General features: G+C 70.8%; 23 protein-coding genes and 1 tRNA gene. 5 read left to right on the plus strand and 19 right to left on the minus strand.

The window, feature by feature from the left end:
- Nucleotides 1–41 precede the first annotated feature (41 nt).
- The 9 genes from BJF85_RS01490 to BJF85_RS01530 form a co-directional block, all read right to left on the minus strand.
- Nucleotides 42–1,244, minus strand: coding sequence for an MFS transporter (locus tag BJF85_RS01490; RefSeq protein ID WP_075845418.1), 1,203 nt, complete (start codon nucleotides 1,242–1,244; stop codon nucleotides 42–44).
- A complete protein-coding gene (locus BJF85_RS30870) occupies nucleotides 1,241–3,376 on the minus strand; it encodes an SDR family oxidoreductase (RefSeq protein WP_075845419.1) in 2,136 nt (711 codons plus the stop codon). Before BJF85_RS30870 ends, BJF85_RS01490 begins: the two co-directional genes overlap by 4 nt.
- A gap of 1 nt (nucleotide 3,377) precedes the next feature.
- Nucleotides 3,378–4,313, minus strand: a complete 936-nt coding sequence (locus tag BJF85_RS01500; protein ID WP_075845420.1) for an aromatase/cyclase — start codon at nucleotides 4,311–4,313, stop codon at nucleotides 3,378–3,380.
- Nucleotides 4,314–4,325: 12 nt separating this feature from the next.
- The gene (locus BJF85_RS01505) at nucleotides 4,326–5,114 is read right to left on the minus strand and encodes an SDR family NAD(P)-dependent oxidoreductase (protein ID WP_075845421.1); all 789 of its coding nucleotides are present in this window, start codon (nucleotides 5,112–5,114) and stop codon (nucleotides 4,326–4,328) included.
- A 24-nt stretch (nucleotides 5,115–5,138) separates the two neighbouring features.
- A complete protein-coding gene (locus tag BJF85_RS01510; protein ID WP_075845422.1) occupies nucleotides 5,139–5,414 on the minus strand; it encodes an acyl carrier protein in 276 nt (91 codons plus the stop codon).
- Nucleotides 5,415–5,478: 64 nt separating this feature from the next.
- A complete protein-coding gene (locus BJF85_RS01515; RefSeq protein WP_075845423.1) occupies nucleotides 5,479–6,711 on the minus strand; it encodes a ketosynthase chain-length factor in 1,233 nt (410 codons plus the stop codon).
- Entirely contained in the window at nucleotides 6,711–7,976 is a 1,266-nt protein-coding gene (locus BJF85_RS01520) for a beta-ketoacyl synthase (RefSeq protein WP_075845424.1), read from the minus strand. The genes BJF85_RS01515 and BJF85_RS01520 overlap by 1 nt, the downstream gene beginning before the upstream one ends.
- Complete coding sequence (locus BJF85_RS01525) at nucleotides 7,973–8,299, minus strand: TcmI family type II polyketide cyclase (protein WP_075845425.1); 327 nt, start codon at nucleotides 8,297–8,299, stop codon at nucleotides 7,973–7,975. The genes BJF85_RS01520 and BJF85_RS01525 overlap by 4 nt, the downstream gene beginning before the upstream one ends.
- 49 nt (nucleotides 8,300–8,348) lie before the next feature.
- On the minus strand, nucleotides 8,349–9,812 hold the full coding sequence (locus BJF85_RS01530) for an FAD-dependent monooxygenase (RefSeq protein ID WP_075845426.1): 1,464 nt from the start codon (nucleotides 9,810–9,812) through the stop codon (nucleotides 8,349–8,351).
- 336 nt (nucleotides 9,813–10,148) lie between these two features.
- On the opposite strand from BJF85_RS01530, the gene BJF85_RS28645 reads away from it, so the two are divergent.
- Nucleotides 10,149–10,988, plus strand: a complete 840-nt coding sequence (locus BJF85_RS28645) for a helix-turn-helix domain-containing protein (RefSeq protein ID WP_075845427.1) — start codon at nucleotides 10,149–10,151, stop codon at nucleotides 10,986–10,988.
- Nucleotides 10,989–11,054: 66 nt separating this feature from the next.
- Here BJF85_RS28645 and BJF85_RS01540 read toward each other — a convergent pair whose 3' ends face one another.
- The 3 genes from BJF85_RS01540 to BJF85_RS01550 all read right to left on the minus strand — a co-directional run bounded on the left by BJF85_RS01540 (nucleotide 11,055) and on the right by BJF85_RS01550 (nucleotide 14,524).
- The gene (locus BJF85_RS01540; protein ID WP_075845428.1) at nucleotides 11,055–11,813 is read right to left on the minus strand and encodes a response regulator transcription factor; all 759 of its coding nucleotides are present in this window, start codon (nucleotides 11,811–11,813) and stop codon (nucleotides 11,055–11,057) included.
- 891 nt (nucleotides 11,814–12,704) lie between these two features.
- Nucleotides 12,705–13,559: an ABC transporter permease gene (locus BJF85_RS01545; protein WP_075845429.1), complete on the minus strand. Its 855-nt coding sequence runs from the start codon at nucleotides 13,557–13,559 to the stop codon at nucleotides 12,705–12,707.
- Nucleotides 13,556–14,524, minus strand: a complete 969-nt coding sequence (locus BJF85_RS01550) for an ATP-binding cassette domain-containing protein (RefSeq protein WP_075845430.1) — start codon at nucleotides 14,522–14,524, stop codon at nucleotides 13,556–13,558. The genes BJF85_RS01545 and BJF85_RS01550 overlap by 4 nt, the downstream gene beginning before the upstream one ends.
- A gap of 111 nt (nucleotides 14,525–14,635) precedes the next feature.
- On the opposite strand from BJF85_RS01550, the gene BJF85_RS01555 reads away from it, so the two are divergent.
- Nucleotides 14,636–15,430, plus strand: coding sequence for an MOSC domain-containing protein (locus BJF85_RS01555; RefSeq protein WP_075845431.1), 795 nt, complete (start codon nucleotides 14,636–14,638; stop codon nucleotides 15,428–15,430).
- Here the strand turns inward: BJF85_RS01555 and BJF85_RS01560 are convergent.
- Together BJF85_RS01560 and BJF85_RS01565 are read right to left on the minus strand one after the other, a co-directional pair.
- A complete protein-coding gene (locus tag BJF85_RS01560) occupies nucleotides 15,423–16,319 on the minus strand; it encodes an alpha/beta hydrolase (RefSeq protein WP_075845432.1) in 897 nt (298 codons plus the stop codon). The genes BJF85_RS01555 and BJF85_RS01560 overlap by 8 nt on opposite strands.
- Before the next feature lie 131 nt (nucleotides 16,320–16,450).
- Entirely contained in the window at nucleotides 16,451–17,110 is a 660-nt protein-coding gene (locus tag BJF85_RS01565; protein WP_075845433.1) for a TetR/AcrR family transcriptional regulator, read from the minus strand.
- A 129-nt stretch (nucleotides 17,111–17,239) separates the two neighbouring features.
- On the opposite strand from BJF85_RS01565, the gene BJF85_RS01570 reads away from it, so the two are divergent.
- The gene (locus BJF85_RS01570) at nucleotides 17,240–17,881 is read left to right on the plus strand and encodes an NAD(P)-dependent oxidoreductase (RefSeq protein WP_075845434.1); all 642 of its coding nucleotides are present in this window, start codon (nucleotides 17,240–17,242) and stop codon (nucleotides 17,879–17,881) included.
- Here BJF85_RS01570 and BJF85_RS01575 read toward each other — a convergent pair.
- Both BJF85_RS01575 and BJF85_RS01580 read right to left on the minus strand, forming a co-directional pair.
- On the minus strand, nucleotides 17,820–18,317 hold the full coding sequence (locus BJF85_RS01575) for a hypothetical protein (RefSeq protein ID WP_139320411.1): 498 nt from the start codon (nucleotides 18,315–18,317) through the stop codon (nucleotides 17,820–17,822). The two genes, BJF85_RS01570 and BJF85_RS01575, sit on opposite strands and share 62 nt — an antisense overlap.
- A 113-nt stretch (nucleotides 18,318–18,430) precedes the next feature.
- Nucleotides 18,431–18,706: a PASTA domain-containing protein gene (locus tag BJF85_RS01580; protein ID WP_075845436.1), complete on the minus strand. Its 276-nt coding sequence runs from the start codon at nucleotides 18,704–18,706 to the stop codon at nucleotides 18,431–18,433.
- Between the two features lie 109 nt (nucleotides 18,707–18,815).
- Between BJF85_RS01580 and BJF85_RS01585 the strand changes: the two genes are divergently transcribed.
- The gene (locus tag BJF85_RS01585; protein ID WP_075845462.1) at nucleotides 18,816–19,472 is read left to right on the plus strand and encodes an alpha-ketoglutarate-dependent dioxygenase AlkB; all 657 of its coding nucleotides are present in this window, start codon (nucleotides 18,816–18,818) and stop codon (nucleotides 19,470–19,472) included.
- Between the two features lie 6 nt (nucleotides 19,473–19,478).
- Here BJF85_RS01585 and selB read toward each other — a convergent pair whose 3' ends face one another.
- From selB to BJF85_RS01600, 3 genes are all read right to left on the minus strand, one after another.
- Nucleotides 19,479–21,278, minus strand: a complete 1,800-nt coding sequence (gene selB, locus BJF85_RS01590) for a selenocysteine-specific translation elongation factor (RefSeq protein WP_075845437.1) — start codon at nucleotides 21,276–21,278, stop codon at nucleotides 19,479–19,481.
- Nucleotides 21,266–22,582, minus strand: a complete 1,317-nt coding sequence (gene selA / locus BJF85_RS01595) for an L-seryl-tRNA(Sec) selenium transferase (protein ID WP_075845463.1) — start codon at nucleotides 22,580–22,582, stop codon at nucleotides 21,266–21,268. Before selA ends, selB begins: the two co-directional genes overlap by 13 nt.
- Nucleotides 22,583–22,609: 27 nt before the next feature.
- Nucleotides 22,610–22,701, minus strand: a tRNA-Sec gene (locus BJF85_RS01600).
- Nucleotides 22,702–22,823: 122 nt separating this feature from the next.
- Between BJF85_RS01600 and selD the strand changes: the two genes are divergently transcribed.
- Nucleotides 22,824–23,819, plus strand: coding sequence for a selenide, water dikinase SelD (gene selD / locus BJF85_RS01605; RefSeq protein WP_075845438.1), 996 nt, complete (start codon nucleotides 22,824–22,826; stop codon nucleotides 23,817–23,819).
- Nucleotides 23,820–24,182 lie beyond the last annotated feature (363 nt).

Below are 24,182 nucleotides of genomic sequence, written 5' to 3' on the forward strand. Positions count from 1 at the left end.
TCAGGCATGCGGTGTCGCGGCGCTGATGCGCGCGGTGGGTCTCAGGCCGGCGTCCTTGCCGAACTCCTGATCAGGGACAGGACGAGCGTGAGCGCGCCGGCGCAGCCGACGACGGCGACGAGGATCCGGGCGTCGTCGAACCCGCGCAGGGTGGCGAGCGCCGCGGTGGCCACGAGCATGGCGACGGCGCCGCACTGCACCGCGCACTGGTACACCGGCACCGCGGCACCGCGGGCCTCGGCGGGCACACTCGCCGTCGCCGCGGTGTTCAGTGCGCCGAACGACAACACGAACGCCAGGCCGACGAGCACCAGTGCCGGCAGGGTCTGCGTCGCGTAGCCGCCCGGGATCGGCAGCGCGGCGAACACCTGGCCCGCCGCGGCGGCGCTCGCGCCGGCCACAACGAGCCTGCCCGTGCCGACCCGCTCGATCAGAGTGCCGCCGAACGGCGTCGTGAGCGCGACGGGCAGGCACGCCGGCAGGAAGGCCAGCGCCACCAGCCACGGCGGCCAGCCCCGGCCGTGCAGGGTCAGTGCCGTCAGCAGCAGCATCGCCAGGTAGGTGCCGTTCAGGACGGCAGCGCCGAACGCCGCGCGCGCCAGCCCACCGCTGCGCCACCAGCCCGCAGGTGCAGGCGTGCGCGGCTGCGGGGTGTCGGCCGGGACGACCCGCGCCGCCACCAGCAGGACGGCCACCGCGATCGGCGCCCCGAACACGAACGCCCACTGCCAGCCGACGCTGCTCAGCGTACCCGACACGAGCAGTCCGACGGTGAATCCGGCGGCGCCGAACAGCGTGTACACCGTGACCGCGCGCCGCCGCTCCGGTCCGTCCGGGTAGGCGTCCGCGAGGATCGCCAGGCCGACCGGCGCGGTCAGCGCGGCGCAGGCGCCCTTGACGATCCGGCTGAGCACGATCAGCGCCGGATCGTGCGTCAGCAGCGGCACCACCGAGGCGGCGGCGAAGACCGCCAGCGCCACGAGGTACGGCACCCGGCGGCCCCAGCGGGCCGTCACCTGGCGACCGGCCAGCAGCACCGCGGCGAAGCCGAGGGCGAAGCCGCTCATCACCCACTGGCCCTGCCACGGCGACAGACCGAGGTCGTCGGCCATCCCTGCCACGGCGGGGAGCATGACCGACACTTCCACAGCGTCGAGCAGCATGTTCGACGCGAGGACCGCCAGCAACGCCGACCGGCCGGCACCCCGCACGGACTCCCGGCCGGTCGCGGCGCCGCCGCTCACTGGCCGCCGAGGAGGGTGCCGCCGCTGGCGTCCAGATACGACCCGGTGATCCACCGCGCCTCGTCCTGCGCCAGGAACGCCACCACGGCGGCGATGTCATCGGTCTCGCCGACCCGGTTGAACACCGACATGGCACCCATCTGCTGCACCGCCTCGGGGATCCCGAAGACCGGCGAGTCGTTGCGGGTGATGCCGGGGCCCACGCTGTTGACGGTGATGCCGCGCGGACCCAGGTGCTTCGCGTAATGCAGCGTCAGCTGGTCCACTGCGCCCTTGGTCATCGCGTAGGCGACCTCCTGCGGATTCGCGAACCGTGTGAGGCCGGACGAGATGTTGATGATGCGCCCGCCGTCCGGCATGTTCTGCAGGCCGCGCTGCACGATGAAGAACGGCGCGCGGGCGTTGACCGCGTAGAGCCGGTCGAACAACTCCGGGGTGACGTCCTCCGGCGCGACACCGCCCATGATCCCGGCGTTGTTGACGAGAATGTTCAGGTCCGTGCTGCCGGTGCGCTCCTTGAGCCCGGCCTCCAGGCCGAGGAACAGCTCGTGCACGTCACCCGGCGCACCGAGCTCGGCCTGCAGGGTGAAGGCGCGCCCACCGTCCGCCTCGATGGCGGCGACGGTCTCGTCGGCCGCCTGCTCGTTGCTGGCGTAGTGCACGGCGACGAGGGCGCCCTCGCGCGCCAGCCGGATCGCCGTGGCGCGGCCGATGCTGCGGCTCGATCCGGTGACCAGGGCGGTTTTTCCAGCGAGAAGATCCATCGTGGCCTTCCTTCGGGTCGGGATAGCGGCGGCCGCCGGCCGATGCCGGCGACGCGACTGCGAGTGGGTCCCCGGCCGCACCGGGGTGGGCCGGGCGGGGTCGGGGCGGTTCGTCCGCGGTTGCGGAACGGGTGGCAGCGGCGTGTCGACGGCGCTGATCATCGTGGCCAGGTGTCGCCGCACCGGAGGCATGTCCAGTAGTTCGCCGAGGACGGTCCGGAGCGCGTCGACCTCGGGCCCACCGAGCAGCAGTTCCGATTGCGCCGCGATGTTGGTCAGGGTGCGCCGGCCGATCGGGTGCCGGACGGCGTGATAGCCCTCCAGCAGCTCCTCCCGGTCGGCGGCACCGAGTGGTTCGGTGGACGTGCCGTCGTCGGGCGGCTCGCCGAACTGGGCCGCCAACCGCCAGGACAGTTCGGCGGCGTCCTGCAGTCCGAGGTTCAACGCCTGGCCGCCCACGGGCAGCTGGATGTGGGCGGCGTCGCCGGCGAGCAGGACCCGGCCCCGGCGATAACGGTCGGCCTGCCGCCGCGCGTTGCCGAACGCGTTCACCCAGAGCGGCCGGCCGTGGGTGATGTCCTCACCGGTGACGTCCCACCACGCCTGCGCCACCTCCGCGAATTCGGGCGCTGTCGTCCGCGGTTCCGGCCTGCGGCCGCGGACGTGGACCATCACCCTGGTGACGCCCTCCGGATTCCGCGCCGCGATGGCGAGTCCGTTCTCGCGGCGTTCGAACCGCCGGTTCGGGATCTCGATCCCGTCCACGTCGGCCCGGAACAGTTCCTTCGTGGCGTCCTCACCGGGAAAGGCGAAGCCGGCCGCGGCCCGCACCGTGCTGCTCTCGCCGTCGCAGCCGACGACGAAGCCGCCGCGGACCGCCATCGAACGTCCGTCCGCGGCGACGGCGGCCACGTCGACGTGACCCTCGGCCGTGCCGTCGCCGCCGTCACCGGGCACCACGTCGATCACCCGGCAGCCCCGCCACACGACGGCGCCGTGCCGCTGCGCCCTTCGGCCCAGCACCGCCTCGAGCGACGTCTGCGGCGCCTTCCACTGCCCCGCATAAGGGTGCTCCGGGTCCGCCGCCGTCAACTCGAGGCGCAGCCCGCCGAAATGTCCCGGACCGCCCGCAGGCGGCCCCAGTTCGCCGAGCAGGTCGCGAGCGGCGAGCAGGTCCATCGTGCGCGTGTGGACGGTCGAGGCACGGGACTCGGTGATCGGCTCCGTGCGTTCTTCCAGCACCAGGACGTCCACACCGGACCGCGCGAGGTCTCCCGCGAGGAGCAGTCCCACGGGACCGGCCCCGACGATGACGACGTCGGCGGACCTGGCAGGCGGCAGCGGAGCGGGCTCCGTCCGCGCAGCCATGTCAGGACCGCCGTGCCTCGGCGTACTCCTTGGCGTGCCGGAGCGTCGCACGGCTGTTGTTGCCGAGCGCCTCGCGGACGAAGGTGCGGGCCTGGGCCACGTCCGCATCCTCGCCGAGCACGGCCGCGATGTTCTCGGTGTTGATGACCACCGTGTGCTGCGAGGTGGCCTCCGTGGTGCCGTCGGCCCTTTCCTCGAACAGCCAGTATCCGGTGTGGACGGTCATCAGCGCCGGCAGCGTGGTCTGCTTGTAGGCGATCTTGACGTCCGGGAAGCACACCCGCACCGACTCGGTCGTGTGCTTGTTGCCGTCCTTGGTCAGTGTGTCCATCCGCAGCAACTGCAGACCGGGCGTCTCCTCCCGCAGATCCACCGACGCCACGTGCGGCAGGCGCTCCGACCACTCCTGGGCCTCGTTGATGAAGTCGTAGGCGTCCTTGGCCCTGCCCTCGATCTCCAGGGAGTCGGTGAACGACAGCGTGAGGTCGGCGTCGACGACGAGCTCGATGTTGCGTTTCAACGACGCCAGTTCCGAACGGCTGTTGGTCTCCACCGCCTTGTCGATCCACTCGAGCTTGTCCGGGTCGTCGTCGACGGCGCTGTAGGAGTGCAGCAGCCGCACGCGCGAGCCGGCCGGGGTCGGCTCGATGATCCAGGTGCCCTCCATAGCCCGGACGGGTTCGGCGGGGACCTCCTGGCGGAACACGATCCGCAGCGCGTCGGGGTCCAGCTCGCGGCGCGACGTCCAGTTCTTCGGCTCACCCTGGGCCAGGGCCCAGATCCGGATGCGCTCGGTGTTCTCGGTGTGCTCGACCCGGTCGACGTACACCGACGGCGGGAAGATCAGCGGCCAGTTCTCCACGTCGGCGAGGAGCCGGTACACCTCCTTGCCCTCCGCCGCGATCTCGATCTCGTGCTCGACCTCGTTGGTCGTCATCGCCGTACCTCCTCAGAAATTGCCGAGCCCGCCGCACACGTTCAGTGCCTGCGAGGTGATGGACGCCGCGCTGTCGGTGACGAGGTAGCCGACCAGTCCCGCCACCTCGTCGGCCGTCGAATAGCGGCCGAGGGGGATCTTCGCCTGGAACTTCTCCAGAATCGCGTCCTCGGTGGAGTCGTAGGCCGCCGCGTAGCCCTGCCGGACACGTTGGGCCATCGGGGTCTCCACGTAGCCGGGACACACGGCGTTGACCGTGACGCCCGTCGGAGCCAGTTCGTTGCCGAGCGCCTTCGTGAAGCCGACGACGCCGTGCTTGGACGCCGAGTACGGTGCACCCAGCACCACGCCCTGCTTGCCCGCGGTGGAGGCGATGTTGATGATGCGGCCGCGGCCGCGCTCCAGCATGCCGCCCTCGCGCAGGACCTCGCGGGTCATCCGGAAGACGCTGTTGAGGTTGGTGTCGATCACGTCGAGCCACAGCTCGTCGACGATGTCCTTGGTGACACCGCCACCCGAACGGCCCGCGTTGTTGACCAGGACGTCGACGCGTCCGTAGGTCTCCACCGCCTTGCCGACGAACGCGGTCACGTCGTCCTGCGAGCGCACGTCGCACACCGCTCCGTCGACGTCGAGCCCCTCGTCGCCGAGCTGCTTGACGGTCGTCGTCACGTTCTCCGCGGTCCGGGCCGCGACGAACACCCGGTGCCCGTTGCGGGCCAGCAACGTCGCGGTGGCCAGTCCGATCCCGCTCGTCGCGCCGGTGACCAGGGCGACGGGTGCTTGTTCCTGTTCCGTCATGTATCCACTCCAGACGTTCGAAGGTCAGGCGACCTGTTCGGCGCTCTTCGCCAACTGCCGGTTGACGACCTCGATGAATTCACGAGGCGTACCGGCGGTGGCCAATTCCTCATCGTCGAGTTCGACCTCGAACTCCCTTTCCACCCGGCTTCCCGTCTCCAGCAGCGCAATGGAGTCGTAACCGATCACGTCGAACTCGAGATCGAGAATGTCGGTCTCGAGATCGGCGCCCTCCACCTCGCCGGCACCCTCCAGCAGAATCCGCTTCAGGTCGTCCACGGTGAACAATCGCTGTGTCATGGCAACATTCCCTCGATAGAAAAGGACCCGTGCAGCGGCGGGTCGCCTACGGTCGGCCGGTGGGTCAGTTCCCGGCCGTGCGAACCAGCAGGGTCGAGTTGAAACCGCCGTGCCCGCGCGCGATGACGAGCGCGGTGCGCATTCCGGCGGCCGGTCGGGCCTCGGTCACGAGGTCGAGGTCGTAGTCCTCGGCGGGGGCGACCCCCGGCGTCGGCGGTACGACCCCGTTCCGCAAGGCGAGCAGGGCGGTCGCGACGTCCAGCGGGGCGCCGCCCGAGTTGAGCCGGCCGACCAGGACCTTCGGCGCCGTCACCGGCACCCCACGCGGCCCGAAGACCTTCGCGATCGCCACGGCCTCGTCCCGGTCCAGGTGCGGAATCCCGGCCGCGTCGGCGAACACGACGTCGACCTCGTCCGGGGTGATGTCCGCGTCGCGGAGCGCCTGCCGGATCGCCTCGCCCAGGCCGGACTCCACCTCCCCCGTCGCCACGCGATGCGGTGCGGGGTCGAACGTCGCGCCGTAGCCGATGATCTCGCCGTACACCGTCGCCGCACCGCGCTCCGCGGCGTGCTCGGCATCCTCGAGGACGAGCAGCGCCCCGCCCTCGCCGGCGACATGTCCCTGCGCCGACGGGTCGAACGGCAGGAAGGCCCGCTCCGGGTCGGTGCTCGTGCTCATCCGCCCGCCGGCGAGCTGGGCGACCCAGCCCCACGGGCAGATCGCGGCGTCCATGCCGCCCGACATCACCAGCTGGGTGCCCTTGCGCACCTGCCTCGCGGCCTGCGCGATCGCGTCCAGGCCGCCCGCCTGATCGCTCACGAGCACGCCGCTCGAGCCCTTCATCCCGTTGCGGATCGAGATCTGGCCCGTGTTGACCGCGTAGAACCAGGCGAAGGACTGATAGGCGCTGACGTACTTGCCGCCCTTGCTCCACAGTGCCCGCAGCTCGTTCTGGCCGAACTCGAACCCGCCCGAGGAACTCGCCGTCACGACCCCCATGTCGAACGGGTCGAGCGCACCGGGATCCACCCCGGCGTCGGCCAGCGCCCAGTCGGCGCAGACCAACGCGAGCTTGGTCATCCAGTCGGTCTGCGGGAGCAGCCTGCCGGGCAGGTGCTCGGCCGGTTCGAACGTCGTGATCTCGCCGGCCAGCTGCGACGGGTACTGCGCCGGGTCGAACCGCGAGATCCGGCCGATCCCCGACGTCCCGTCGATCGTCGCGTCCCAGTACTCGTCGAGTCCGAGCCCGTTCGGCGCGGCGGCGCCGAGACCCGTGACGACAACGCGGCTGCTCATCAGGTCCTCTTCTCCGGACGGGCCAGCACCACGGCGCTCTGGAAACCACCGAAGCCGCTGCCGACCGACAGCACGACGTCGGTCTGCTGTTGCCGCGCCTCGAGCGGGACGTAGTCCAGGTCGCACTCCGGGTCCGGCGTGTGCAGATTCGCCGTGGGCGGCACGACGTTGTCGTCCATCGCCAGCGCCGACGCGGCCAGTTCGATCGAGCCGATGGCGCCCAGCGAGTGGCCGACCATCGACTTGATCGAGCTCACCGGAACCTCGTAGGCGTGGGAGCCCAGGCTCCGCTTGACCGCCATCGTCTCGTGCCGATCGTTCTGCTTCGTGCCGGAACCGTGGGCGTTGACGTAGTCGATCGCGGACGGGTCGAGCTCGGCCTCGTCGAGCGCGGCCGTGATCGCGCGCGACATCTCCTCGCCGTCGGCCCGCAGCCCGGTCATGTGGTAGGCGTTGCAGTACGTCGCGTAACCGGCGACCTCGGCGTAGATGTGCGCGCCGCGCCTGCGGGCCGATTCGAGCTCCTCGAGCACGAAGAAGGCCGAGCCCTCGCCGAGTACGAATCCGTTCCGGGTCGCGTCGAACGGACGGGACGCATGCTCCGGATCGTCGTTGCGCGGCGTCGTGGCCTTGATCGCGTCGAAACAGGCCAACGTGATCGGCGAGACCGGCGCGTCGCTCGCACCCGCGATCATCACGTCCGTGCGCCCCTCGCGGATCAGCTCGGTCGCGTAGCCGATGGTGTCCAATCCGGACGTGCAGCCCGTCGAGATCACCGTCGCGGGACCGCGCGCGTCGACCGTCCACGCCACCTCGGCCGCGAACGAGCCGGGCACGAAGTAGTCGTACAGGTGCGGAACCGCGTAGTTGTGGTCGACGAGTTCGAGCCGCCCGCCGTCGGAGACCGTGCGGTACTCCCAGTCCAGACCGGTTGTCGCGCCGACGGCACTGCCGACGGCCGTACCGGTCCGATACGGATTCAGGTCCGCGAAATCCAGACCACTGTCCTCGACCGCCTCGGCCGCGCTCACGACGGCCAGCTGCGCCGCCCGATCCATGCGCCGCTGCTGCTGCGGCGTGAGTCCGCTCAGGTCCGGGTCGAAGTCGATCTCGGCGGCCACCTGGGACCGGAACTGCGAGGGGTCGAAGAACGTGACCCGCCGGGTGGCCGTGCGGCCGGCGGTCAGCAGACCCCAGAACTCCTTGGTGCCGACGCCGCCGGGAGCGGTGACTCCCATGCCCGTCATGACGACACGGCGGCTCATCCGGCGGTCCAATGATAGAACTGCTGCGCCATGGCGTCCCGCGGCGAACGCCACGTGTCCGGGTCGAATGCCGTGATGTGCGGCTTCAGGTCCGCGCTGATCCGGACGAACTCCGGTTCGGTCTTGGCGCGTTCGATCCGCTCGCCGCCGTCGTCGGAGTCGAAGTCCTGCAGGTGGAAGTACAGGCCGTGGTAGTGGAACAACTGCCGCCGGCGCGTGCCCATGCGATGCGGCATGTCGGAGGCGTCGAACGCGGCGAACAGTTCGGACACCTCGTCGGCGGACCGGGGGTCCATCCGGGCAACGATCAAGGAACTGTGCATCTCGGGATGCCTTTCCGCAGTCGGGGAACGAATCGGGGAGGTTGGCGGGTCAGTGGGAAGGTCCGAACCACTGCCCCAGCGCCATCTGGAGACTGTGGTGGCTCCCCGGCGCGGCCCACGCGATGTAGCCGTCGGGCCGGATCAGCACCGCCGACGTGGTCGCCAGCTCGGCGGGCGGATCGATCGGCTGCGCCGTCACGACGTCGATCCGGTCCTCCCAGCCGACAGCACGTTCGCGCAGCACCGGGTTGTCGGCGAGATCGAGCAGGACGCCGTGTGCCCCGTGCATCAGCTCGACGCTCGAGGTCACCCGATCGCGGCCGGTCAGGGCCAGGCGCGGCATCCGCATGCCCAGCAACGGATGACTGCCGCCACCGACCTCGTAGCGCACCTCGAGACCGCTCACCATCGCGGCCAGATGCTTGCTCACCTCGTCGTACGCGGTGAGCTCGCCCAGCACGGCCCGCAACGGCTGCATCTCGGCGCCCGAGAGGAACAGCAACCCCTGGGCCTGCGTGTTGAGCAGCAACCGCTGCCCCACCGCATGCCGTTCGCTGTGGTAGCTGTCGAGGAGTTCGAGCGGCGCCGTCCCGCGCACCACCGCGGCGAGCTTCCAGCCCAGGTTCACCGAGTCCTGGATGCTCACGTTCATGCCCTGACCGCCCGCGGGCAGATGGATATGAGCGGCGTCGCCGGACAGCAGCACGCGTCCGCGGCGGTATTCGGTCACCTGCCGCGTGGCATCGCCGAAGGCGCTCACCCACACCGGCTCGGCACTCGAGATGTCGATGCCCGTGATCCGCTTCCAGGCATCGGCCACCTCCTGGAACGGCGGCGCGTCGTCGCGTCGTTGCGGCGGGCTGTCCCGCTCGCACACGATGATCCGGGTGATGTCCCCCGGCAGCTTGCCGACCATGACCATGCCGCGGTCGAGCGTCTCGCCGATCATCCGCGGCTCCAGCTCGACACCGCGGATGTCGGCGAGGAACATCTCCCTCGTCGCCGCCGTGCCCGGGAAGTCGAAACCGACGAGCTTGCGAATGGTGCTGCGACCACCGTCGCAACCGACCAGCCAGGACCCGCGCAGTTCGTAACCGCCGTCGGCCGCGTGCACGCTCGCCCGCACACCGTCGCCGTCGTCGTGCACCGAGGTGACCTCGTGGCCACGCCGGATGTCGGCGCCCAGTTCCGTCGCCCAGCTCTCGAGAATCGCCTCGGTGGTCGACTGCGGGATCGTCTTGGCGGCCTGGTGCGCGCCGTCCAACACCCCGAAGTCGATCGGGATGCCACCGAAATGTCCCTGGTTGCTCGTCTCGACCTCACCGAAGCGACGCAGCAGGCCGCGTTGGTCGAACACCTCCATGGTGCGTGCGGTGAACCCGAGGCCCCGGGACTGCCCGGTGCGCTCCGGCAGTCGCTCGAGGACCACGACGTCGACGCCCGCGAGGCGAAGCTCGCCCGCGAGCATGAGGCCCGCCGGGCCCGCGCCGACGATAATGACCGAGGAATCCAATATCTTCTCCCTCCAAAGCCGGCCACGGCGCATATCCGCATACGCGAACACGACGCGAAGGCCACGTGAATTCCGGGAGGTACACGGCGGAAGAGTTCATCGCCGCCCGAACAGAGATGTTGCAAATCTAGGAACGATCCTCTTCGCCAGGGCCGGGTCTGCGCAATACCCGGGCCGTCAAGAAACATACAAATCCCCGTGAAGCGCTTTTGGTACATTGTGGACGTTCACACCACGTCCGTTTCGTGACAAGGTTTCGCAAAGCCCCTTGCCGGACTCGGCCCGCTCAGTAGCGTCGCTGCCGCGAGCCTCCCCCGAGCGAAGGGATGTCCGACCATGACCACCACCGAGCTCTGTGCCGGCCGCCGATGCCGCGACGACGAGCAACGCCGCGAGCCGACCGACGCCGGATCCCGACTGTGCAAGACCTGCCACCACGAACTGGTCACCGACCTCCGCCGACTGCCCGCCCTCTATGCGGCCACCGAGACCATCCTCGGCGGCGGCGGTCCCTCCGAACCGGGTCAGCGCCGCACCAACGACGTCAGCACGGGGATGCCGTTCAACCTCGCCGCATGCGAGACCCGCACGCAGATCGTCGACATCGTCAGCTCGTGGTCGGCGCTGGTGGTCGACGAACGTCGCGTGCGTCCGCCGCGCCGAACCGTCGCGGCAATGAGCGCGTTCCTGCTGACCCACTCCGACTGGCTCGGCAGGCACCCGGCCGCCGACGACATCAGCCGTGAGATCTCGACGCTGGTGCGCAGGGCCCGGCGCCTGCTCGACACCGAGCACACCAGCCGCCGGCCGGTCGGCGCGTGCGTCGAACCGGACTGCACCGGATCACTCTGGGCGGTCCTGCGTTCCGGGGCCACCAACACGGTCCGCTGCGATCGCAACCCCGCCCACCGCTGGGACGATGCGGCGTGGCTGACCCTGCAACGGCGCATGCACGGTACTCCCGCCGGGGCACCGGAACCCGCCAGCACGTGGCTGTCGGCCACCGACATCGCGAAGCTTCTGCGGCTGTCCACGGGGAGCGTCTACCGGCTCGCCAGCGAACATGCGTGGCAGCGTCGGAATCAGGGCGGTCGCGTGCAGTATCGCGGCGACGACGTCGCGACGACGATGCGCCGGCGCCAGGCTGCCGCCGACGCCGGGCGGCAACCCGCCTGACCGGCGGCCGAGCGTGCCGGACCGAGGCGGCTGCGCACCAGCGCCGGTGCACAGCCGCGTCCGGTACTACGGATCCAACGCCTCGGCCGGGCCGTCACCCGAGCGGAAGCTGAACCCGACCCCACGCACGGTGTAGATCCAGTGCGCCGAGCCGAGCTTGCGACGCAACGCGCTCACGTGCGTGTCGATGGTGCGACTTCCCTTACCTGCCGCCGAGTACTCCCGCGGGACGTCCCACAGTTCCGCCATGAGCTGCTGCCGCGTGAACACCACGCCCGGCTCGCTCGCCAGCAGGTACAACAGGTCGAACTCTTTCCTGGTGAGTTCGACCGGACAGCCCGACACGTCGACCTGCCGGGTGGTGAGGTCGATGTTCAGGTCGCCTCGCACCAGACCGGACGTGCCCGTCGACTCGCCTTCCGGTCGCACCGCGGGCTGCGGCTTGGCCGCGTAGGTGCGCCGCAGCAGCGCATCGATGCGCGCGACGAGCTCGCGCAGGGTGTACGGCTTGTCCAGACAGTCGTCGGCGCCGGCCTGCAGTCCGAGCACCCGGTCCGCCTCGGTGCGGTTCTCGGTGAACGCGATGATCGGTGTGTAGCTGTTGCGGCGGATCTGCCGGCACACCGACAGCCCGTCGACGTCCTGCAGGCCCAGATCCAGCAACACCAGATCGGCATCGTGGTAACTCTGGAGCACCGCCGCACCGCTGAACACCGCGGTCGCCGCGTAGCCGTGCCGGCACAGATCCTCGGCCAGCCCGTCGATCTCCGCGGTGTCCGTCCCCGCGGTGAGTAATTTCGCCACACCCTGGGCTTGGTCGAGCATCCCGTCGTGTGCACCTCGATGAATTGTTTCGTATCGCCGAACGTCGCTGTCCGACCCCTGATTATTTGTCGACTCTTTCCGTCCCAGCCATGCGGTGGTCTTCTGCTGGGAACTTGGCAGTATCGGTCTTCGGTGCATATCGCGATGCCCGAGCATGGTTACACCTTAGGGGTAGGCCGGCAGTCCGGTTCACAGGTTTCACCCTGGACGGTTTCGTTCCCACTCGGCAATTCGGCTGCGTTCGCTACTCCATGCGGCCGCCCGACACCCGACCGCCGGACACGACACCGATACACGCCTCCTGCATCATGCACTCATCCATTCCGCCCCCAGTGACAGTCCGAATATCGACGAACTTATACCACACTTCGGCGAGGGCGGTTGATGCGTGTAGATTCATATCTACTACCGCACGATGGCGCCGATCGAAAAATGTCGATAAAGCGGGCAAAGCGCCCCGGTAATCCATCAAAACTGCAGGTCAACGATTCGATGAACAGGCTCCGAACACTCTGACGGACGCGATCGCGGACGCCGCGACGAAACAATGCGGCAATCCAACCTCGACCGCGTCGATGCCACTCGTTCACCCCGGAGTCCACCACGAAAAGAAGTCAACCTACGTCGGTCGGGAAATGCATAACAATCCGATCGGCAATCCCGGACGACCGTCCCAGAACTACTACACGGTAACCACAACCTGCAGCAAAGGTGATTCCTTACGCTGTGCCGATTCCCGCCCTCACGCAGTGCGATACTCCCTGCATGCGCCGCACCGCGCGCAATTCCTGTGGAGCTGCTCACACGAGGGGCGACAAGCAAAGGGGAGCGTGCCCTCCCAGCAGGAGGGCACGCTCCCCTTTCATCGGCCCGGCCACGCAGACGGCTCGCTCAGTGGCGGTTGTAGACGCGCATCGTCAGCGGCCCGAAGATCGCCAGGATGATCGCCGCGGAGACGAACATCCACATCGTCGACGAGGCGTCCCACTCCCCGCTCAGTGCGCCCCGTACCGCGCCGACCAGGTTCGCGATCGGGTTGACGTCGACGAAGCCCTGCAGCCACGACGGCATCGTGCCCGGGTCGACGAACACGTTGCTCAGGAACGTCATCGGGAACAGCACGAGCATGCTCACGCCCATGACCGAGCGCTCCGAGCGCAGCACCAGCCCGAACAGTGTCCAGATCCAGCTGAACGCGAACGAGAACACCAGCAGCATGCCGATGCCCGCGGCGACGCCGACGAACCCGCCCTCCGGCCGGTAGCCCATGACCAGGCCCACCACGAGAATCACGACCGAGGCCATCAGGTAGCGGCAGATGTCGCCGAAGATCGCGCCCACCAACGCCGCCGGCCGCCAGATCGGCAGGGTCCGGAACCGGTCGAACACGCCCTTCTCGATGTCGTTGTTCAGCCCCACGCCGGTGTACATCGTGATCATGGCGACGCTCATGACCAGGATGCCCGGCAGCAGGTACTGCAGGTACTCGTCCGGCGAACCGGCCAGAGCGCCGCCGAACAGGTACGTGAACATCAGAGTCATGATCACCGGGAACGCGGTGACGTCGAACAGTTGCTCCGGCACGTGCTTGATCTTCAGCATCGCCCGCCACGCGAACGTCACCGATGCCGACCACGCACTCGGCCGGGCCGGCGGCGTTCCGGTTTCCAGGACCGTGCCGAGGCTGTCGGCCGCAGGCGTGTAGTCGTCGGTCTCGGTGCGCTGCGCACCCGATGTCGTGGTCATGCCCGCGCCTCCTTCCGGTCCGTCAACGCCAGGAACACCTCGTCCAGGCTGGGCTGGCCGAGCGAGAAGTCGTCGACCGTGATGCCGTCCTCGGCCAACCGCGCCAGCGCCCGTGACGCCTGCTCGGCCGCACCCCGGCCGCTCTCGCCCTCCGCGACGCGTGCCGTGAGCGCCACCGGATCGGCATCCAGGGACACGTCCGCACCCAGCTCGGCGGCCAGCACCCGTTCGGCCCGGCCGCGCTGACCGGCGTCGCGCAACCGCACGTGCACCGACCCGGCGCCCACCGACGACTTGAGCTCACCCGGTGTGCCCTCCGCGATGACGGTTCCGTGGTCGATGACCGCGATCCGGCTCGCCAGATGGTCGGCCTCGTCCAGGTACTGCGTCGTCAACAACACCGTGGTGCCCTGCGCGACGATGATCCGCACGATGTCCCACACCTGGTTGCGGCTCCGCGGATCCAGACCCGTCGTCGGCTCGTCCAGGAACAGCAGCCGCGGTGTGGAGATGATGCTCGCGGCGATGTCGATCCGCCGCCGCATCCCGCCCGAGTAGTTCTTCACCTGCCGGTCGGCGGCGTCGGTCAACCCGAACGCGTCGAGCAGCTCGCCGGCCCGCCGCTTCGCCGCCGTCTTACCGTGCCCCAGCAACCTGCCCAGCAGCACCAGATTCTCGACGCCGGTCAGGTCCTCGTCGATCGAGGCGTACTGCCCCGTCAGGCTCACCTGCGAGCGCACGCCCGCGGCGTCCCGCACGATGTCCCGGCCGAACACCGTGCCCTCACCCGCATCCGGACGCAGCAACGTCGCCAGCATCCGCACGAACGTCGTCTTGCCCGCGCCGTTCGGCCCCAGGATCCCGTAGACCGTGGCCTCGGGCACCGACAGGTCGATCCCGTCCACCGCCCGGGTCTTGCCGAAGACCTTCACCAGGCCCGACGTCTCGATGGCGTGCTCCGCCATGGTCGTCCCCTCCTCCTTGTCCCTGCTCGGCTGTGCGCCGGCTCATCGGACATAACGCACCCACCGGTTAGATTGCTTCCCACGGCACCGCACGCGAGAAGGGCATCCGGCATGGCAGGCGAGATCCGCGGACTGTACGTCTACCCCGTCAAGGGGTTGAGCGCGCAGGAATTGCCCCACGTGACCCTCGAAGCGGGCCGGGGCGTACCGCACGACCGCTCGTTCGCCCTCGCCCGGCCCGGCGGCACGTACACCCCCGGCCTCACCGAACCACTGCCGAAAACCCAGTTCCTCATGCTCGCCCGCGACGCCGCCCTGGCCGGATACCGCACCCACTTCGACCCGGAAACCGGAATCCTGCGCGCCGACCGCGACGGGCAGACCGTGCTGTCGGCCGATCTGACCACCGACGACGGCGCCGCGTCCGCGACGACATTCTTCGCCCGGGCACTGGGTTTGTCCACTCCGCCGGTGCTCGCCCGCGGCGCCGCGAACGGCACCGGCACCGACCGCCGGTTCACCGACGTGTCGGTGAAATCCGACGCCATGATGAACGCCGTATCGCTGGTCAACCTCGCGTCCGTGCGGGCCCTGTCGGACCGGCTCGGCATGCCGCTGGATCCGCTGCGGTTCCGCGCCAACCTCTACTTCGACGGGTTGCCCGCGTTCAGCGAACGCGACCTCGTCGGCGAGGAGATCACGATCGGCGGCCTGCGGCTGCGCGGGGTCCTCGCGACGAAGCGCTGCGCGGCCACGGAGGTCAACCCGGACACGGCCGAACGTGACATCGACCTGCCGCGCCGGCTCAACGAGGAGTTCGGCCACATCGAGATGGGCATGTACGCCGAGGTCGTCGGCGGCGGCACCGTCCGGCCCGGCGACGTGATCGACTACCCGGTCAGCTGACACTTCCGGACCCCACCGCCTCGCCGGTCGGCGACGGCGTCGCCGCGGCAAGGGCGGCCAGCAGATCCGCCGCCTCGGCCCGCGGCGCCTCGCGCACCAGGAACCCGACGTGGCTGCCGTCGAGCGTGTGGACGTCGAACGGCCGCGCCGGTGTCATGGCGTCGGCGTCGGCGATCAGCCGGTCCTGCAACGCGAGCGGCATCGAGGTGTCCGCGATGAGCCGCACGTAACTGCGCGCCACGCTCCCCCAGCGCTCGACGTCGGCGCGCTCGCCCGGGTCGAGGATCTCGTCGGCGTCGAGCAACGCCAGGAAGGCCAGGAACTCGTCGTCGGTGCCGTCGGCGAGCATCGACTCCTTGAGCGCCGCCAGCGCGGCCGGATCGCCGGTGCGCCAGTTCATCCGCAGCGCACCGAGCTCCGCAGGGTCGGCGGTGAGGATGTTCGGCAACCGGTTCAGCGCGCTGTCGGCGTACTCCGGCGAGTCCAGGTACTCCGCGACGGTCGCGGCCACCGGGCACCACGCCGAGATGTAGACCGCGCGGTCGACGAGTTCCGGCGCGGTGCTCAGCAGACCGGTGAGCGGCAGGCCGCCCCGGCTGTGCCCGACCACGACGACCGGTCCGTGCTCCCTGGCGCGGGTGACGACGTCGACGAGGTGGTCCACCGCGTGCTGCACGGTCACGCCGGCGGCCGCGGACGGAACCCGCGCGAGCGCGGCGGCGTCCTGCGGTGCCTGATAGCCGGCCGGCCACGTGGCGCCGAATCCGTGCGCCGGCAGGTCCACGGCGAGCGAGCGCACACCGCGCAGGGCGAGGTCGCGCTGCAACGGCGCCCACGAGAACGAGTTGCTGTTGGAACCGGGAACGAGGACGACCGTCGGCGATGGCATGCGCCGATCCTGGCACCCGGAGCCGACGGCGCCTACCGAATTTCCCTTCGTCCGAGCGATCGTGGCGGTGCCGGGAGGACGGCAACGGCGCACTGCGGGGGAGGGCACCCAGGGCCGAGAGGTATAGGTCGTTATACATCTGCCGGGAGCCAGCTGGCCAGGAGCGTGTCCACGAGACGTTCGGCCGTCGCCTGATGTTCCACGCCGCGCTCGGCGGCGTCCTTGGCAGCAGCGTCGTTCTCGGCAGCCTCGTTCTCGGTGCCGTCGTGGTCGGTGCCGCCCTCGAATGCGCCCAGCATCGCCGCCTGGAAGCACGCCCCCAACAGCAGCGCGGCGCCGGCGTCCGGGTCGGCCGCGCGTGCGAGCCTTCCCTGCTCCTGTTCGGCACGCAGATAGGCGGCGAGCTCGCGGCGCGGAACCCCGGGCCCGCCCGCACCGAGTTCGGCGAGCCGCCGGCGGTGCGCCTCCAGCAGTGCCCGCGACGAGAAGACCGACACGGCGATCGGGAACGTCGCCGCGTAGAACCCGAGGGCCGCCTGCGCGACCTCGACGAGCGTGGCCCGCACCGCACCGCGACCCACCCGGTCGGGCAGCGCCTGCAACACCGACAGCCCCGGCAGTCGCTCGGTCAGGACGGCGACGAAGATCTCGGTCTTGTCGCGGAAGTGCTTGTACAACAACGCTTCCGAGAAGCCGGCTGCGCGCGCGATCTCCTTCGTCGTGGCGTGGGCGTAGCCGCGTTCGCGCATCACGGACGCCGCCGCCTCGAGGATGTCGTCCCGCGTCGCCATGGCTGCACTCCCTGTGCTCGTTCGACCCCGACGCCCCGACCTGAGAGCCCCTCAGCCGCCGGGTTTGACAGGTTGGTGAATACTTACTCACCCTAGTGGTAAGTGAGCACTCACCCCAGGAGGCACGCCATGCGCATCACCGTTCTCGGGGCCACCGGCGGCACCGGCGTCCACGTGGTTCGACAGGCTCTCGACGACGGCCACGACGTCACCGCCGTCGTGCGCGACCCGAAGCGCCTGGCGGTCGAACCCCACAGTCGGCTCACCGTGGTCACCGGATCGGCCACCGATACGGCCGATCTCGCCGAGCACCTCCGGGACCGCGATGCCGTGATCTCCGCGCTCGGCTCGCGCACCAAGGGGCCCACGACCGTCACGGCCGACGGTGCCCGCGCCGCGTGCGCAGCGATCCGCAAGACAGGCGGCGGCCGGTTCGTCGTCGTCAGCGCCAGCGGTGCGTTCACCGACGGCGACAGCCTGCCCGTCCGCCTGCTGGTCAAGCCGCTGCTGGGCCGCGTCCTGCGGCACGAGTTCGACGACATGCGCGCCATGGAGGCGATCGTGCGGGACTCGGCCGAGGTCGATTGGACGATCGTGCGGCCCCCGCGCCTGACCGAGGGCACGCGCACGGGCACGGTCGCCACTCGCACGGACGGCAACGTCCGCGGCGCGTTCACGATCTCCCGCGCCGACCTGGCGGCCTACCTGCTCACCGCCGCCGCATCGCCGTCACTGAGTCGCGCCACCGTGTCCGTGGCCGGTGGTAGGTGACCGGTCCACGGCCGGTGACCTGCACCGCGAAGCATCCGGGACAGACGAGACAGCGGCGCCGCACCGCCACGAGGGTCGCCTCGCACCATTCGAGACAGCCCGCGCACACGAAACGCACCACATCGGCGAGGCTGTGCAGTTCGCGAACCTCGGCCGACCCGGCAGGCTCCATGTACTCGGCGGGCTCGGCGGATTCGGCGAGGCCACCGGGACCCCGTGGATGCGGGACGCACGGTTCGACGTCCGGCCGCGTCGAGGGCACCGGATACGACGTCAGCACGCGCACCCGCCAGCCCCGACCGGACAACCAGCGCTCCGCGGTGACATCACCGGCGCCGTTCGCGGCGCTTCCGACGTCCCCTGCACCCCCGGCGTCCGACACGATCCGGACCGGACCCGGCAGATCCCCGGTGGCCTCGCTCGCGTCCTGCGCCATCGTCATTTCTTCGTGGTACCCGGCGACCCGGCACCGAAACACACCGAAAAGAACTGTGGGGCAACGGCAATGTCCGCCCCGCGGGCCACGAACGTCCGAAACGGACGGACTCGTCAGACGGGTCTGAGGTCGGCGCTCTCCGTGGGACTCGGCCCCACCAGCACCTCGGCGGCGTCGCGCCCCGGATGGGTCCAGAGCACCACCTTCGCGCCCTCCTCGGCACCGGCGGCGCCGATCGGCCGCTGGGTCGACACGACTCCGCTCTCGGGCGCGTCCGCACCGTCCGGACCGACGGGCACCAGTCCGGCCCTGCGGACGATGTCACAGGCGTCCTCCGCTCCGAGCCCGACCACGTCGGGGACCTCGGTCACGGGTCGAGGTCGATGCATGTCCCCGATTGTAGGCGAGCCACGTCCCCCAGGGACCCCGCTGAACGTGGTGTACACGCGGACGTGACCATACTGGAACATGTGTTCGATCCCCGTTATGCTCGAACACATGAACGTGGCACTCCAGGGCTCGCTCTTCGATACCGGCACGGACAGCACCGACGACACCGGCGCCGCCGGGACGCCTGCCGTGCGGCAGCTCGACGGGCTGCGCCGGACGGATCTCGGCGACGGCGCCTGGGTGGACGTCCTCCCGGGCTGGGTGACGGGCGCCCATGCGCTGTTCGACGTGCTCGCCGCCGAGGTGCCGTGGCGGGCCGAACGCAGGCGGATGTACGACCGCACGGTCGACGTCCCGCGACTGCTCAGCTTCTACGACGAGCACCATCCACTCCCCCATCCGGTGCTGACCACGGCGCGCGACCGACTCTCCCGGCACTACGAGGCGGAGCTCGGCGAACCGTTCCGCACAGCGGGACTGTGCTTCTACCGCAACGGCAACGACAGCGTCGCCTGGCACGGCGACACGATCGGCCGCGGCAAGGCCGAGGACACCATGGTCGCCATCCTGTCGGTCGGTGAGGCGCGGCCCCTGCTGCTGCGTCCGCGCGGCGGCGGTCCCACCGTCCGGTACGGACTGGGCCACGGCGACCTGATCGTCATGGGTGGTTCGTGCCAGCGCACCTGGGAGCACGCGATCCCCAAGAGCTCCCAGGCGGTCGGTCCGCGCATCAGCATCCAGTTCCGCCCGCGCGGGGTGCTGTGAGCGACCTCAGCGCAGTTCGCGGGTTCCGTCGGCCAGGCGGCATGTGACACCGGCGGCGTCCAGTCGCTCCAACAGCGGCACGGCGACCCTGCGGGTCGTGCCGAGGGCCCGGCGCGCCGCGCTGACGGTGAACGGCGCGTCGAGTCCGGCCAGGACCTCCGCGGCGCGCTCGGGCGCCCCGGCGGCGAGCACGATCGTGTCGGTGATGCGCACCAGCCGGCCGGCCCGCTCCGCGGCGGCCAGCTCCCGGGGACCGAGTCCGAGGTCGGCGAGCTCGTCGGCATCGGGTGCGTCGAACGGCTCGTCCGCCAACCAGCCCTCGATGCGCCGCACCGCCCGGTCGACGTGCTCGGGCAGGGTCGTCGCCCCGCCCGGCGCCGAGACGAGTCCGTCGTGGACCTCGAGTCCGGTGCCCTCGACGGCACGCGGCACCAGCGCGGCCGGCACGCCGAGCTCCCGGCGCAGCGCGTCCACGGGCATGCCCGCGACGAGGGGCTCGGCCGCGGTGAACGCGTCGAACCGCTGCCGGGCGCGGGCGGGAAGCTCGGCCAGGAACGTCTCGTCGACCACCCACTCGCCCACCGTCCGGCCGGTGACGCCGAAGCCGCGGGCCCGCAGTTCGGCCCGCTCGACCACGCCGCGGCGGCGCAGATACGCCGCCGCCGGATCAGCGCTGTTCAGACCGGAACTGTCGAGACCGGCACTGTCGAGGTCGGCCGCCCGCTGCCGCGCGGCGCCTCGCCGGCGGAGCGCGGGCGGGTCGGGGTCGAGCACCTCGATGCCGGCGGGAACCCGATGCCGACCCGGATCACGCAGCAGGCCGGTGTCCCCACAGCGCAGCGGCAGCGCGGCGGTGAGGCTCAGGCGGGCGGTGTCGTCACCGAGCGGGCGCACCCGGCAAGCCACGGCCGCGGCGCCGAGATGCAGCACGAGCTCCCGGTGCAGTTCACCCGCCTTCGCACCCCGGATCCGCACGTCGAGTTCGCGCGCCGGGCGCCAGGCCCGCGGTGTCAGCAGCGCGTCGCCGCGGCGCACCTCGGCGCGGTCGACCCCGCGGAGGTTCACCGCCACCCGCGCCACCGCGTCGACGTCCGAACAGGACGAGCCGAGCGTCTGCAGACCGCGCACCGTCGCCCGCGTGCCCGAGGTGGCCAGTTCCAGCTGGTCGCCCACCGCGACCCGCCCGGCCCCGAGCGTGCCGGTGACGACGGTGCCCGCGCCGCGGACGGTGAACACGCGGTCGGCCCACAGCCGCACGTCGGCGTCCCGGTCCGGCGAGGGCAACGCGCGCACCAGCTCGGCAAGCCGCGTCCGCAGCGCGTCGACACCGTCGCCGGTCGCGGCGCTGACCGTCACGGCCGGCACCTCGCCCAGGCTCGTCGCGGCGATCCGCCGGCGGGCGTCGGCGAGTACGGGCTCGGGGTCCGCGCGGTCGGCCTTGGTCACCACGAGCAGGCCGTGCCGGACGCCGAACGCGTCGAGCGCCGCGAGGTGCTCGTCCGACTGCGCCTGCCACCCGTCGTCGGCGGCGACGACGAACAACACCGCGGGCACCGGACCGGCGCCGGCCAACATGTTCGGCACGAACCGTTCGTGGCCCGGCACGTCGACGAACGCGAGCGTCCCGTCCCACCCGGCGGGTTCGGCCGGCTCCGCGGGCTCGAGCTCGGTCCAGGCGAACCCGAGTTCGATGGTCAGGCCGCGGCGGCGTTCCTCCTCGAGCCGATCGGGCTCCATGCCGGTGAGCCGCCGCACGAGCGTCGACTTGCCGTGGTCGACGTGACCCGCCGTCGCTACGACGTGCATCGCCGTGGCCCGTCTCCCGCACGCAGCACGGCGTCGACGACGGTGCGGTCGTCGTCGGCGTCCACCGTGCGCAGGTCCAGCAGACACCGCCCCCGCTCGACCCGGCCCACGACGGCCGGGCGCCCTGTGCGCAGGGCGGCGGCATGGTCCTCCGGCAGGGCGACGGCTGCGCTGGGCAGTTCGACGCCCGGCGCCCCGCCGCCGCCGACGGCCGCGACCGACGACACCGCCCGCGCGTCGATCCCGCGGCCCCGCAGTTGGGTGGCCATCCGGTCGGCGCGCGCGGTCAGGTCGGCGACGTCGGCGTCCAGCGCGGCCGCCACGGGCGGAGCCGGTCCGCGCAGGGTCGCCTCCAGGGCCGCGGACGTCAGCTTGTCCACGCGCAACGCCCGCGCGAGCGGATGCCGCCGCAGCCGCTCCACCAGGGCCTGCTCCCCCAGCAACAGCCCGGCCTGCGGACCGCCGAGGAGCTTGTCGCCGCTGGCCGTCACCAGCGCCGCGCCGTCCCGCAACGCCGTGGTGGCGTCGGGTTCGTCGGGCAACAGCGGATGCGGACGGAGAAGCCCGGAGCCGATGTCGACGACCACGGGGACCTCGAGTGCCGCCAGCTCGGCGACCGACGCCGCGGACGTGAAGCCGCTGACGACGAAGTTCGACGGGTGGACCTTCAGCACGAAACCCGTGTCCGGGCCGATCGCCTCGGCATAGTCGGCCACCGTCGTGCGGTTCGTCGTGCCCACCTCGCGCAGGCGCGCGCCCGTCGCGGCCAGCAACTCCGGGATCCGGAACCCGTCGCCGATCTCCACCAGCTCGCCCCTGCTGAGGACGATCTCCTTGCCGGGCGCCAAGGTCAACGCACACACCACGAGGGCGGCGGCGTTGTTGTTGACCACGTGCACCCCACCGGCCGCCGGCACGGCCTCGGCCAACGCGGCGAGTGCGCCCCGCCCACGGCGGCCGCGCGTGCCCGTCTCGAGGTCGAACTCGACGTCCGTGTGACCGGCCGCGCCGCGCACCGCCTCGACCGCGGCCGGTGACAGCGGGGCCCGGCCCAGGTTGGTGTGCACGAGCACGCCCGTGGCGTTCACGACCGGCCGGAGCGACGAGGCCGAACGGCCCGCCAACGCGGCATCGGCGGCGTCGGCGACCTCCTCGGGGGCGATCTCGCCGGCCCGCGCACGTTCCTGCGCAGCGACGATCGCCGCCTTCACGAGGTCCCGGCCCAGCAGGTCGGCCGCCTTGGCGAGCCGCGGGTCGGCCAGCAGGCGGTCGGTGGCGGGGATGCGCCGTCGTGGATCGGTCACCGCGCACCCCCCGCCGACCGACACTCGCGGAGGCGAACGGGAATCGAACCCGCCAACGACAGGGTCTGCCGTTCCTCGGTTTTGAAGACCGGGCCGCTCACCAGACCGGACGCGCCTCCCTGTGCCGGCGCGCCGGGTCCCCGGCGGCGCATCCCGCGCCCCCGCAACGACCCCGTCCTCGCCGACATGCCGATCATCTTCGCAAGGACGACCGGCGAATGCACAGGCAGGATGGGACGGCATGACGACTCGCCTCACCCAGTACGCCCACGGCGGCGGCTGCGCCTGCAAGATCCCGCCCGGAGAACTCGAGGAGATGGTCCGTGGCGTGAGCGCCGGACCGCCGCCCGTCGGCGCCGGGGAACTCCTCGTCGGACTCGACACCGGCGACGACGCCGCCGCGGTCCGTATCGACGGCGACCGCGCGCTCGTGTCCACCACCGACTTCTTCACCCCCGTCGTCGACGACGCCTACGACTGGGGACGCATCGCCGCCACCAACGCCCTGTCCGACATCTACGCCATGGGCGCCGACCCCGTGCTCGCGCTCAACCTCCTGTGCTGGCCGCGGGATCAGCTGCCGCCCGAACTCGCCGGCGAGGTCCTGCGCGGCGGCGCCGACGTCTGCCGCACCGCGGGCTGCCATCTCGCCGGCGGACACAGCGTCGACGACCCCGAACCCAAGTACGGACTCGCCGTCACCGGCCTCGGCGACCCCGACACGCTCCTGCGCAACGACACCGGCACCGCCGGCGTGCCGCTGTCGTTGACCAAACCGCTCGGACTCGGCGTCCTCAACGCCCGCCACAAAGCCACCGGCGAACGGTCCGAGGAAGCCGTCGCCGTCATGACCACCCTCAACGACACCGCCGCACGCCGCGCCGTCGCCGCCGGCATCCGCTGCGGCACCGACGTCACCGGATTCGGGCTCCTCGGCCACGTCTACAAACTCGCCCGCGCCAGCGGCGTCACCGCCGTCCTCGACTCTGCCGCCGTCCCGTTCATCGACGGGGCTTGGGAGGCGTTGCGGGACGGGTATGTGCCTGGTGGGAGTCGGCGGAATCTCGACTGGGTTGCTCCCGACGCCGACATCTCCGGGGTTGATTCCGACATGGCTTTGATGCTTGCCGACGCACAGACATCCGGCGGGTTGCTGGTTGCCGGGGAGATCGACGGGGGTGTCGTTGTCGGGGAGTTGGTTTCTTCCGATCCTCGGGGGGTTGTTGTGGTCCGGTGACGTGGGGGCGCGGCGATTTCGCGTCGCCGTGTCAGCGTCCTGCGGCGCCGTGTCAGCAATCTGCGGCGTCGTGTCAGCAATTCGCGGCGTCGTGTTGGCAATCTGCGGCGTGGTGTTGGCGGTTCGGGGCGGTGTGGGGTGCTCGCCGGCGGGCAGGTCTCCGGGATGGCGAGGGGTGGGTGCGGTGTGGCTCCGTGTCATCCCTCGACCTGCGGTTTCGTTTATCACACTGCAGTCGAGTGGTGATGGTTCGGTTGGTCGGTTTGGTTGGGTTGGGTTGGCGGGCTTTTGGTCCGGTTGGGCTTGGTCGTGCTTGGGTTCCGGTTTGGTTCGGTTGGGATGGACTCCGGGGGGTTTGGGGGT

Source organism: Saccharomonospora sp. CUA-673 (assembly GCF_001942305.1).
In the GTDB taxonomy this organism is placed as follows: domain Bacteria; phylum Actinomycetota; class Actinomycetes; order Mycobacteriales; family Pseudonocardiaceae; genus Prauserella.